This is a genomic window from Jiulongibacter sediminis (genome assembly GCF_001306455.1).
Lineage (GTDB): Bacteria > Bacteroidota > Bacteroidia > Cytophagales > Spirosomataceae > Jiulongibacter > Jiulongibacter sediminis.
Genome location: NZ_LGTQ01000006.1, coordinates 390363 through 402310, shown reverse-complemented (window position 1 = coordinate 402310; position 11948 = coordinate 390363). Strand labels below are relative to the sequence as shown.

The window sequence follows — 11948 nt, the reverse complement described above, 5'->3', positions numbered from 1 at the left end:
ATATTTTAGACTGAATGGGTACAATCAGAAAAGAAGTCAATGAGGTTCTGGAAATAAAGTTTCAGCGGAAGCGAGGCATCAGCTTTGTGGTCAATATCTCATTGTCTATCCTGATTTTCCTAAATACTGTAGCCATTATACTACACACAGTTCCTTCAATTAGTGATAAATACAACAAATTCTTCCTCGACTTTGAAGTGTTTTCCGTGGCTATTTTTACAGTCGAATATCTTTTGCGGGTATGGTCCTGTGTTGAGCAACCGGAGTATCGTCATTGGTTCTTCGGCCGTGTTAAATTCGTTTTTTCAGCTTGGGGAATCATCGACTTTCTGGCTATTTTCCCTTTTTTCTATTCGTATTTTGCCACCGACCTTGGTTTTGTAAGAATCCTCCGTATCCTAAGAATTTTCAGGCTTTTCAGGGTAAGTCGGTATTTCCATGCCTTACGGGTGATACAAAATGTGGTTAAGGCTAAAAAAGAAGAGCTTCTGTTAAGTATGTCATTCATTGTTTTTCTTCTATTAATTCTCTCCAGCCTTGTTTTCTATATTGAGCATGACGCCCAGCCAGAGGCCTTTTCCAGCATTCCGGACTCACTTTGGTGGGGCGTAAATGCAATGACCACGGTAGGCTATGGAGATATGCACCCCATTACCCCCTTAGGTAAAGTTCTTGGTGGCCTCATGGCAATTCTGGGAGTTTCCATTTTCGCTCTGCCAACAGGTATCATGGCCTCCGGGTTTGCCGAGCAAATTCGAGGAAGACGTACCAACCAGGGTAAGGTTGTTTGTCCGCATTGTGGCGAAACCTATTATTTGGCTGAAAGACACAAAGCTCATCACTGAGCCAGCAACTCCGCCATCTTTTCCTGATACAGATCAAAACGGGCGAGTCCACGGTGGGTTCCACCCTCTAAAGTTGTCAAAACCTTTTCTTTCGGTTTTTTAAGTTTTTGAACAAGTTTCAAACTAGCCTCATACGGAATTAGCGGATCTTCTGTTCCATGAAAAATATGAACTTTGCAATAGACTTCTTCAATCCAATTATCTGTTCTGAACGGGTGCTTTACAAGCAAGTCGTAAGGGAATATCGGAACGTGCATTTGACCTACATCTGCAATGTGAAAATAGGGGGATTCCAGCAAAAGCAGTTTCGGTCTGTGCCGTGATGCCAGATAGGTCGCGATGCCCGTACCCAGTGACCTTCCATAAAGAATAATGGAATCTTCAGGATATTTTTTGACCATTGTCCTATAAATCAACTCCGCGTCGCTTAGTAGTTTCTCTTCACTGGGAACTCCCCTTGTCTTACCAAAGCCCCGATAATCATAGAAGAGCACATCATAACCATGACGGGTAAACTGATCAGCAGACCTACCCCACCGTGCTATATTCCGGCGGTTTCCGTGATTGTTGATGACAAGTCCTTTCGATGGGCCTTCCGATGGAAAAAATAGTGTGCTAATCCGGGTACCATCCTCCGCTTCAATAAAGCCTTCTTCAAATGGTTGGTCAAAGTGAAACTCAAAACCCTCAGGCAACGGAGCAGGCCTGAAAATCAGAAAGTCCTGGCTGAAGTATAGGCCGCCCAGTAACATTGTGTAGGTCACCAAGAAGCCTATTAGCAGCTTTTTCATGGTGTAAATTAAGTAAAACCCTGGGAAGTTTAATCTCGGGTTATTTTGAGCAATTGCTTACATAGTCCTCATAAAGCTTTTCGTATACCGAGCAATCATACGCTTCATACCTTCTTTCATCCAATCCACTTTGAATAAAAGGACAAGATTTAAAATATTTGGAGATAGACTCTCTTGGGAAAACGGTTCCGATAACGAAAAAATCATCTTCATTCTCCATTTTTAGTCTGCACTCATTATTCATTGGGTAAAACTCCCTATACAATCCAATTTCGCCATTGCCTTTTACCTCCTCCAACAGGGCATATCTCGAAGTCACCAAATAAGGAATTTTCTTAACCCAGTATTTCTTTCCCTCAGAAGTGACAAAGTATTCAATCCTGCTGAGCTTTATTTTCTCTTCATTACCAAGTCCATTGTCTATGTACACAGTACTATTTTCGTTACTAATAGACATAATACCACCCAATAAACCTACCTCTTCTTCATAGTTGGGAGCTAAATCAATCTCCGGAGGGTTATCGTTCACTATTTTTATTTCCCCCTTGAGTTTATCTCCTCTGTAATTAATAAGCTCGCCTTGAAAACTTACAGAATTAAAGAACTCGTCACTTTTCATCTCTTCCGACAATTCCGGTTCTATTTGGAATGGGCTAATTTTTTCAGTCTCAATTCTTTCCTTAACGCATTCGTTAATGTCTTTAAGAATCGCATAAGAGTTATTATATGCTACCTGTACACCAAGAATGGATTTATCAATTTCTTTAAGTTGAGGTAAAATTTCTTCCGCTGCCGATATGTCATTACTCAGAATATAAGATATAAACAGATTTTGAGCAGCTGCACATCGCACATTATTCTGAGCATCTTCATCTTTTGGGTTATTGTAATTAAGGTATGACAACCAAAGCTTCTGTGCTGGCTCTAAAAGTTTTACTTTCTCTTCATGGCTTTTACCATTAGTTTCTTTAAAAACGTTTTCCCATTCATTAAACTCGTTCAATGGTGATTTTTTGCTAAGCTTTCGAAGGTTTACTGTATATGCTTCCAAACTTGGAGCAAGTAAATACAACGCTCTGAAATCAGAGATCATATTGTTAAAATGATAGCTCAGTATTTTGCCGATCAGAGACCTAAAAGAGTCACTTTTGGTAGCATAATAGGTGTTTGAGGCGGGCGTTGTGTATCGCTTGTAAATTAACTTACCGGATATATTTCTTACTTCAAGATAGGCTGAAAGCCCAACCTTTAAAACGGGAAGGCCACCCTCCACTTCCCGATAAATAAATTTTGCCCTATCGACAACGTACTTAATATGAAACCCCTTCAGGTTCGGACTATTCTCCAAGCCAGAAACTTTGAGGCTATTCACAAAAGCAATAGAATCAAAAGAGGTTCTTGCCAACTCAATAACCTCTTTAAAACCCTCACAAAGCTCAACTTCTACCTTAAAAGAAGAGTAATCAGTATAGTCATTTATTACAGGTAAAACGGGGTTATCAAGACTATGCTGAATGAATGTTCTCTTCTGAGAAAACGCACAGTAGACAAATAAAAAATTCAGCAGAAATAGTATGACTGGGTTTTTCATATACTAGCCCCCTATCCTGTAAAAAACCGATGCTCGAAAAGGAATATCGTACTTACGAAGACTATTCATTATCTCTCCAAAGAAAGGAAATTCTTCTTCTAAAGTGAATGGCTCTCCCGATTGTCTCAGCTTGGCTTTGCTAAAGACCCAATAACCAAAGCCAGCCTCAAGGTCATACCCAAATTGATCGAACATCAACCCTTTTCTCCCAAACATTAGACCGGCTCCAAACCTATGCTCTTTTACAGGGTCTGAGAAATCCACATTGGTCATCCGATATCTTAAATATGGAGAAAGTTTCCAACCATCGATTGTTTCATCCGGGCTGAAATAATAATTAGCCTTTAAAACTCCATTATAACCGAAACGTTTATAGCCGGTATCCCCAAGATAATTTCCTTCATCGTCATAGACACTGGCCTGACCCCATTTTTTAAAAATTAAACCATTTATTAACTCGAGACTAAATTTATCATAGCCTGCTTCAAGAGAAATTTCTGGTTTTCTATTTGCTAAAGAGAGAATGTTAAGCTTAGTGTCAAGTTGTGCATTTGCCGTGAAGCTTAGAATTAGAAGGCATGATGAAATCAGTGTGGTTTTTTTCATTTGCGTGTATTAGTGGGTCATTTTTTGTGCAAATATATTTCAAAGTTCCGAACCACAAAATAAAAAGTCTACCTCCTTCGTTTCTTCCCTCTAGCCTTGTGTTTGGAGCTTCTCTGATCACGAGGAAGATTTTTGGCCTTTTTCTCGTGAAAGGCACCCTTGAAATCAGGATTCTCTTTTTTGCGTTGATTATCGATTTCTCGAAGCATCGTTTGTTGCTCCTCAAACGGTGTTTCGGGAACGCTTACACCTTCAGGAATTGCTTCTCTTGGAATTTCAGAACGAATGATTTTCTCAATTTTAGCGATGTGATATTCCTCTGCAGGCGTCATGAAAGTAATCGCTTTGCCCTCAAGGTTTGCACGGCCTGTTCGACCGATACGATGCACATAATCCTCATAAATGACAGGCACATCGAAGTTAATCACATGGCTGACTTCCTGTATGTCTATGCCTCGGGCAGCCACATCTGTTGAAACTAAAATTCTCACCTCGCCTTCACGAAAAGCATTCATGGAGTTCATCCGTGTGTTCTGGCCTTTATTGGCATGAATGACCCTAACTTCATGTTCCTTCATGCCTTTACGCTGCAAAAACTTGTAGACATTATCGGCAACGGCTTTTGTCCGACAAAAAACAATACCTCTGACTATTTCCTCAGAAGCACCCAAAAGATGCTCCACCAAATTAATCTTAGTTCTGAAATTAGGTGTTTCATAAAGAACCTGTTCCACGGTTTCCGCGGTGGTTGCCTGTGGGGTGACCTCCACTTTCACAGGGGCTTCCAAAAACTCCTCGGAGAGTCTTTCAACCTTCGGAGGAAAGGTGGCCGAGAATAAAAGATTTTTTCGTTTGCGTGGAATCACCTCCAAAATTTTCCGGATCTGAGGCATAAAGCCCATATCCATCATTTTATCGGCCTCATCCATCACTAAAAACTGAATCGATTTAGTCACAATTTCGCCTTTGAGGTAAAGGTCTATGAACCGACCCGGAGTGGCTACTAAAATATCAAGGCCTGATTGCAAAGCTTCAATCTGAGCTTTGGTGCCTGTACCCCCATAAATGGCCCGGTGTCGTAAGTCTGTATATTTTGCAAGCTCAGTAATAGCCTCATCTATCTGAACAGAAAGCTCCCGTGTTGGTGCCAGTATAAGACATCTTATATGCTGCCCCTGGGCGTATTTGACCTTCATCAGAATGGGCAGCAAGAAGGCCGCTGTTTTACCCGTTCCTGTTTGAGCAATGCCTAGGACATCATGACCGTGGGTTATAACAGGAATCGCCTCCTTTTGAATGGGAGAAGGGATGGTATACCCCAAATCAGCTACGGCATTCAGCAACTGTTTATTCAGGTCAAATTGTTCAAATGTATCAGACACTCTTCTTAATTTTTTTGTTTTTCTCAACTGTGATTTCAGAACCTTCAGCCAGCATTACAGAAACGGGTTCACTATTGGACAAAAAAGACCACTCAGCACCATAAACAAGTCCAAAATCAACAGCAATGTTATAATCATTCACTTCATAGACATTCCAACGTGGATGAGTTACTTCATATTCAACCGTTTGACCTTCCGATGCTTTTGCATACCCCCAGTAATGTTCAGTTATAAATTCCGTTTCAGACCCACTAGCTATGTTCACTAAATCCGTTGAGCCTGAAACACAAAACTTATTCCATTTTGAATCTTTTTGCCATTCATAACAAACTGAAAGGTTTTCCTTATCCCTGGACCACATATGCTTCATTTTCGAGGTCTCATAGTTCTCTTTATAAATTGCATTTGCGACAAAGGTTAAGGCCGGCTTTGGAACTATTTCTTTCACAAAAACTACTCCCCTTTTCCAGGAAACGCCATCCCAACGTTTTACATAAAACCGCAAGTTTACTTCTTCAAAATGGACATGAAATGGAATCTTAACTCCAAGTAACTTTGTGTTTACAAACACAAACCCTACAAGACTTACGAAGCATTTGCCTTCCCAAAAGTCAAGTTCAGTTCCGAAAGGCAGATATTTGGCTAACATTTCAGGTTCAACCTGATAATTTGCAATTGCCAATTTTCTCCACTCTGCTTTCAAAAAACTCATGGGACAACAATTTCAAAATGATAATCAAATTCTTTTTTGAAGCCCCAGCCCATCGTTGACCAAAATTTAACTCTCTCAGGCTTTTTATTTCCACTCAATTCCTGCACAAAACGATTGAAATCATCATTACTAACCACTCTTTCAGAAACCATAATTCCTCCTTGAAGAATAGGTGGTGGAATACGGAAACTTTCTTCCGTACCATCTCTGTAAGTTACTAAACATCTCAGATAAGGTGGTTGAAAAAGGAGGCGGGCAATTTTTCCAGGAATAGAATATTCAATATTGGCATGGAGGTATAAATCTCCTGCCTCCGGTATCTCAATCTGAGTGTCCCAAAGCCCAGTTTGAGGTGTCATTTTCTGATACTCAATTACTCCGCTTTTTTGTTTTTCAAAAAGGAAATACGTTTCCTCCGGCATGTCAACGGTATCAGTCAATGAATAGTTTTCCCGCAAGGCCAGATAGGCCCCCTTGTCCATCCAGATGGAATTTTGTTCGCGGTAGTCATGAACATTTGCCAAAACATAATCAGGTGCCGAGGCCGATGTATATTTCTTTTCATTGACCTCCGCCAGCCAATCGCTGTTTGCCTGATAGGTTTGGATAATTGGTCTCGGGTTATAATTCAACTTATTGAGAAACACATATGAGATTTCCCAAGGCATAATATCTACTGATTGTTCATTGATTTTGGCACGAATATGAGCTGGCAAAAGTCTGATTTCATTTAACTTTTCCCCTTTGAAATTATTCTCATAATCATAGGTAAATAGCCTTTTGAAGTAGTTTACCGGATTCTTTTGAGTAAACGTTTTGAAAAGTTCCAATGTGTTTTGTGACTCTTTCACCTCCTGAGCTACGGCATCCGGAAAGAAAAACAGAAAATAGTTTTTGGCCGAGTATTGCGTGTAACTCAATCGAATGAACTGCGTGGCAATTAACTGAATGATCAAAACCGTAACCAGAAGCTTTCCGGAACCTTTGAAACGATCAGCAAAAAGAAAAATCAAGACCGCCAGCACGGGCAGAAAGAGAAAAAAACCAAAGACATTATAATGAGCCACTGCGGTATGAGCCTGCTTGAAACAAAGAAACCAGGCCATAGCCACTACTAGGTATAAGTAAATAGTATCTCTAACCCAGGCGAGGTTTTTCACAAGATGTATAAGAACCAATAAGACGATTAAGCCCTCAAAACCCAGAAGAAGAAAAAGCTCCTTATTGGTCATAATATTAACAGCCTGCCCGTCCTGATAAGCATCTATAATTTTCAGACTGGCTCCAAGGTAATCGGGTAGAGAAACATTCAATAAACCTGCAAAAGCATAAGTTAGCACAAGAAGAAAAACAAGAACAATTAATCCCGTTCTCCATGTTATTCGTTTACTTAATGCAAAATAGATCAAGCTTCCCGTAAAAACGGTGTAGGCGATAAGGCTCAGGTTGACTTTAATGTAGAAAATTAAAACGGCCAGTATCACAGCTACCAAAAGACCAACTGTATTTCTTGTCTGATGCACATAGAGCAACCAGAAAAGCATAAGATAAAAAAGCGTGAAAGTAATATCAGCAAAAAAGCCCCAGGGCAGAAAAATAACGACAGAAACAATGGCCGACCTCCACCATTCACCTCCCAGTTTGTCAAAGCTTAGTTTGATAATAAAAAGATAATTCGCCAACACAAAAAGGTGAAAAAGGAACATCAGCCATGGGCTTATTCCTTCGGGCAATAAAAGGGTATTTAGATACCCGAGCGGGCCGTAATTAAAGATAAAGTCCTTCCCGAAAGTAAAACCTTGGTTAATAGCCATTACCAATGACTCCGTCCATGAAGGATCAATACCCACAGAAGCATAGATATAAGGCGATCCGGTGGAAAAGTACAACAGGCTAAAAAAGATAAAGAAAAGGTTTTGCTGGGCTTTTGAAGACATGCGATTCGGCATTTAGCACAAAATAAAATAAATAAACCCTGACATCCACGATATCAGGGTTTAAAGCTCATAAGCGAAAAATGTATTACAAATGTATCACCTCATCATAAGCAGCCGCGGCCGCTTCCATGATGGCTTCAGACATGGTAGGGTGAGGGTGAACACTCTTCACGATTTCCATACCGGTGGTTTCCAGTTTACGGGCCACTACGGCTTCAGCTATCATTTCAGTTACATTAGTACCAATCATATGACAGCCTAACCACTCGCCGTATTTGGCGTCGAAGATTACTTTCACAAAACCTTCTTTGGCTCCGGCAGCCGAAGCTTTACCAGAGGCTGAGAATGGGAATTTACCCACTTTGATTTCGTAACCTTTTTCTTTGGCCTGCTCTTCCGTCAAACCAACAGAAGCAATTTCAGGTGTACAGTACGTACAACCCGGGATATTGCCATAATTCAGAGGCTGCGGGTGGTGACCGGCAATTTTTTCAGTACAGATAATCGCCTCAGCGGTAGCCACGTGAGCCAGTGCCTGACCAGGAACTACATCACCAATGGCATAATAACCCGGCATATTAGTTTCGTAGAAATCATTGACAAGGATTTTACCTTTGTCGGTAGCGATACCCACGTCTTCCAGACCGATGTTTTCAATATTTGAAGCAATACCAGCAGCAGAAAGTACCACATCGGTTTCAATCACCTGCTCTTTGCCATCCTTGTTTCCTTTGATAGTAGACTTACAGATTTTACCTTTGGTATCCACACTCTGGACAGCAGCATTCGTGATGATTTCAATACCCATTTTCTTGTACTGCTTCTCTAATTCTTTTGAGACATCAGCATCCTCCACAGGTACTATTCTCGGCATGTATTCTACGATGGTTACCTTAGTGCCCATACTGGCATACACGTAAGCAAACTCAACACCGATAGCTCCTGAACCAATCACAAGCATTGATTCCGGCTGCTTTTCAAGACTCATCGCTTTGCGGTATTCAATCACTTTTTCACCATCAATAGGCACGTTAGGTAATTCACGAGCACGAGCTCCTGTAGCAATAATGATGTGCTTTCCTTCCACCATTGTAGCTTTACCGTCATCGCCGGTCACTTCCACTTTTTTGCCAGGCTTCACTTTCCCATAGCCTTTGATGACATCAATTTTATTTTTCTTCATCAAAAACTCAATGCCTTTGCTCATTCCATTGGCCACGCCTCTTGAACGTTTTATGATGGCATCAAAATCAGCTGAAGATTTCCCAACGGTGATTCCATAGTCGGCAGCGTGCTGGATATATTGAAAAACCTGAGCAGACTTCAAAAGTGCTTTGGTAGGAATACATCCCCAGTTAAGGCAAATGCCACCAAGGTTTTCTTTTTCAATAATAGCCACCTTCATTCCCAATTGAGAAGCTCTGATGGCGGCCGGGTATCCTCCAGGGCCACTTCCAAGTACTACTACGTCGTATTGTGCCATATAAGTGTTTATATTTTATTCTTAAATGATGCCGCAAAAATAAGCAAAAATCGAAGAGAATGGCAGTTTAAGAGCAAACACTCAAAATCAAAGACGAAACTCAGGGTTTGGTTGAAGGTTTTCCATGGAAGAATCCTTATTATTGACCATTGTAAGAAACCCTAGGAAATGAAAAAACTGGCTTTACTCAGCTTTGCTATTATACTGTTGCAATGCTCATCAAAAAAGGAAACCGACTACTCTAAATGGACGAATTACGGGGGAACCAAAGATGCCTCGCGGTATTCTTCTCTTCAACAAATTACTCCGGAAAACGTCAATCAGCTTCAGGTAGCATGGGAATATCACTCGGGTGATGCTACTGAAAGGTCTCAAATACAGTGTCAACCCATTATCATTGATAGCATCCTATACGCTACCACACCCAAACTAAATCTGGTAGCTCTTCATGTGGAAACGGGCAAGGAAATCTGGCGGTTTGACCCTTTTGATGTTCTGGGAGGTGAAAATTCCTGGGCGGGCACTAATCGTGGGGTTACATATTTCAAAGAAGGAGACATGCAGCGAATCCTTTTCTGTGCCGGCAGCTACCTGATGTCTGTAGATGCTCTAACTGGAAAACCAGACCTCAACTTTGGGGATCAGGGAAAAGTAGATCTACAAGTTGGTCTTTCGGAAGATCCAGAGGATCAATTTCTAGTAGTTTCAAACACTCCGGGCATCATTTTCAAAGACAAAATTATTGTAGGCATGCGGGTTTCAGAGGGGTTAGACGCTGCCCCTGGTTATGTCAGAGCCTATAATGTCAAAACCGGGAAAGAAGACTGGGTTTTTCATACTATTCCTAAAAAGGGCGAGTTTGGATACGAAACCTGGGATGAACAATACATTGAGAAAATTGGCGGAGCCAATAACTGGAGCGGAGTTTCTCTGGACGAGGAAAGGGCCATTGTTTATGTGCCTACGGGGTCTGCTACCTATGATTTTTGGGGTGGTTTCAGGAAAGGAGACAATCTTTTTGCCAACAGCCTGCTCGCCCTGAATGCTGATACAGGAGAGCGAATCTGGCACTATCAAATTGTTCATCATGATGTATGGGATCGCGATATCCCGTCAACGCCAAATCTGGTGACGCTTCAAAAGAACGGTAAGAAAATTGATGCCGTGGCACAAATCACCAAGCACGGTTATGTCTTTGTCTTTGACCGTGAAACGGGTGACCCTGTATTTCCGATTGAGGAAAAACCGATACCCGCCGGCATGATGGATGGTGATTTTATTTCTGCCACCCAGCCGACACCTATGCTGCCTGTACCATTGATGCGTCAGAACATTACTGAAAAAGACCTGCTTAACATTACCCCTGATCTAGAGGCCGAGGTCAAAGAAATGATTAAAGGAGTTGAATACGGTGATATGTGGTTGGCTCCAAGTGAAAAGCGACCATTCTTACTATTTCCCGGGTTTGATGGGGGTGGCGAATGGGGTGGTGCGGCCGTGGACCCAGAAAGCAATATTTTGTATGTGAATGCCAGCCATATGCCCTGGAAAATAGAAATGATCGAAAATCCGGCGGCTAAGCTTAAGAAGGGAGAAATAAGCGGAGAGAGTATTTATGCCAATAACTGTGCAAACTGCCACGGTGGCGACCGCACCGGAAACCCGCCAACTTTCCCAAGTCTATTGGGTCTTGCGGAAAAATATGACTCAAAAGCAGTTCATTCATTACTCAAAAGTGGTAAAGGCGGTATGCCATCATTTGCTCACCTCCCTCAAAATGAAAGAGATGCATTGGTTGCCTTTTTGCTTGAAAAACCCTTAAGTGAAGGCGATAAAAAAGAACTCTCCGGAGGAAAAGAAAGGTTAACTACTCCTTACCTGATGAATGGCTATCAGCGATTTATCACCAAAGATGGCTATCCTGGTATTAACCCACCTTGGGGAACTTTAAGTGCCATTAATCTTAATACCGGAGAAATGGTTTGGGAAAGCGTTTTGGGTGAATTCCCTGAACTCACAGCTAAAGGTATTCCATTAACAGGCCGGGAGAGCTATGGAGGACCAGTAGTTACCAAGGGAGGTTTGATTTTCATTGCCGCTACGGAAGACGAGATGTTTAGGGCTTTTGATAAAAAGACGGGTAAAATGCTTTGGCAAACGAAACTACCTGCCGGAGGTCATGCTACACCGGCCGTATATGAATGGAAGGGCAAACAATATATTGTGATTGCTTGTGGTGGAGGAAAAGGAGATAAGAGTGGGGATAGTTATGTTGCGTTTGCGTTGCCTTAGTCCTCTTTCAAAAACCGTTTTAGGCCCATTCTACTTAACATCTTTTTTGTGAAGCCCCAAAAGAAATTAAACTGACCAAAACACCAACCTACCAATGGTAGCGTAAACTGATAGATAGGGAAAATGAGGATGATTCTCAGGAATAGGTACAGAACGTAAGGTTCTGTGGTTTCCGGGCTCAGGCCCAAAAAATGAGTTACAGGCTTGGCTACCCAGGCAGCAAATGAGCCATTAATAGCAAAAACAACAAAAATAGCTACAAGTTGCCAGTTTGAGGTGATCCCCCAGCGTTCCTTCAGTTTTTCCATA

The 11948-nt window shown here is 41.6% G+C and carries 10 protein-coding genes; 2 read left to right on the top strand and 8 right to left on the bottom strand.

Annotation, left to right across the window (positions count from 1 at the left end):
• Positions 1–14 precede the first annotated feature (14 nt).
• Entirely contained in the window at positions 15–845 is an 831-nt protein-coding gene (locus tag AFM12_RS07630; protein WP_055146178.1) for an ion transporter, read from the top strand.
• Here the strand turns inward: AFM12_RS07630 and AFM12_RS07625 are convergent.
• The 7 genes from AFM12_RS07625 to lpdA form a co-directional block, all read right to left on the bottom strand.
• A complete protein-coding gene (locus AFM12_RS07625; protein WP_055146175.1) occupies positions 839–1636 on the bottom strand; it encodes an alpha/beta hydrolase in 798 nt (265 codons plus the stop codon). The genes AFM12_RS07630 and AFM12_RS07625 overlap by 7 nt on opposite strands.
• 40 nt (positions 1637–1676) lie before the next feature.
• Positions 1677–3227, bottom strand: a complete 1551-nt coding sequence (locus AFM12_RS07620; protein ID WP_055146172.1) for a hypothetical protein — start codon at positions 3225–3227, stop codon at positions 1677–1679.
• 3 nt (positions 3228–3230) lie between these two features.
• Positions 3231–3833 carry a DUF3575 domain-containing protein gene (locus AFM12_RS07615; protein WP_055146169.1) on the bottom strand — a complete coding sequence of 201 codons (603 nt, stop codon included), beginning with the start codon at positions 3831–3833 and terminating at the stop codon, positions 3231–3233.
• A 68-nt stretch (positions 3834–3901) separates the two neighbouring features.
• A complete protein-coding gene (locus AFM12_RS07610) occupies positions 3902–5215 on the bottom strand; it encodes a DEAD/DEAH box helicase (protein ID WP_055147808.1) in 1314 nt (437 codons plus the stop codon).
• Entirely contained in the window at positions 5208–5927 is a 720-nt protein-coding gene (locus AFM12_RS07605) for a YqjF family protein (protein WP_055146166.1), read from the bottom strand. The genes AFM12_RS07610 and AFM12_RS07605 overlap by 8 nt, the downstream gene beginning before the upstream one ends.
• Positions 5924–7864 (bottom strand): hypothetical protein, encoded by a 1941-nt coding sequence (locus AFM12_RS07600; RefSeq protein WP_055146163.1) that lies wholly within the window; start codon positions 7862–7864, stop codon positions 5924–5926. Before AFM12_RS07600 ends, AFM12_RS07605 begins: the two co-directional genes overlap by 4 nt.
• Before the next feature lie 85 nt (positions 7865–7949).
• Positions 7950–9347 carry a dihydrolipoyl dehydrogenase gene (gene lpdA / locus AFM12_RS07595; protein WP_055146160.1) on the bottom strand — a complete coding sequence of 466 codons (1398 nt, stop codon included), beginning with the start codon at positions 9345–9347 and terminating at the stop codon, positions 7950–7952.
• Between the two features lie 168 nt (positions 9348–9515).
• Here lpdA and AFM12_RS07590 point away from each other — a divergent pair, with 168 nt between their 5' ends.
• Positions 9516–11639: an outer membrane protein assembly factor BamB family protein gene (locus AFM12_RS07590; protein ID WP_055146157.1), complete on the top strand. Its 2124-nt coding sequence runs from the start codon at positions 9516–9518 to the stop codon at positions 11637–11639.
• Here AFM12_RS07590 and AFM12_RS07585 read toward each other — a convergent pair.
• The gene (locus AFM12_RS07585) at positions 11636–11947 is read right to left on the bottom strand and encodes a DUF6787 family protein (protein WP_055146153.1); all 312 of its coding nucleotides are present in this window, start codon (positions 11945–11947) and stop codon (positions 11636–11638) included. The genes AFM12_RS07590 and AFM12_RS07585 overlap by 4 nt on opposite strands.
• Between the last annotated feature and the right edge of the window lies 1 nt (position 11948).

Excerpts from the sequence above, each read along its gene's own strand:
- AFM12_RS07620 (WP_055146172.1), bottom strand. The coding sequence starts at position 3,227 with ATGAAAAACCCAGTCATACTATTTCTGCTGAATTTTTTATTTGTCTAC.
- AFM12_RS07590 (WP_055146157.1), top strand. The coding sequence starts at position 9,516 with ATGAAAAAACTGGCTTTACTCAGCTTTGCTATTATACTGTTGCAATGC.
- AFM12_RS07600 (WP_055146163.1), bottom strand. The coding sequence starts at position 7,864 with ATGTCTTCAAAAGCCCAGCAAAACCTTTTCTTTATCTTTTTTAGCCTG.
- AFM12_RS07625 (WP_055146175.1), bottom strand. The coding sequence starts at position 1,636 with ATGAAAAAGCTGCTAATAGGCTTCTTGGTGACCTACACAATGTTACTG.
- AFM12_RS07615 (WP_055146169.1), bottom strand. The coding sequence starts at position 3,833 with ATGAAAAAAACCACACTGATTTCATCATGCCTTCTAATTCTAAGCTTC.
- AFM12_RS07605 (WP_055146166.1), bottom strand. The coding sequence starts at position 5,927 with ATGAGTTTTTTGAAAGCAGAGTGGAGAAAATTGGCAATTGCAAATTAT.
- AFM12_RS07585 (WP_055146153.1), bottom strand. The coding sequence starts at position 11,947 with ATGGAAAAACTGAAGGAACGCTGGGGGATCACCTCAAACTGGCAACTT.
- AFM12_RS07630 (WP_055146178.1), top strand. The coding sequence starts at position 15 with ATGGGTACAATCAGAAAAGAAGTCAATGAGGTTCTGGAAATAAAGTTT.
- lpdA (WP_055146160.1), bottom strand. The coding sequence starts at position 9,347 with ATGGCACAATACGACGTAGTAGTACTTGGAAGTGGCCCTGGAGGATAC.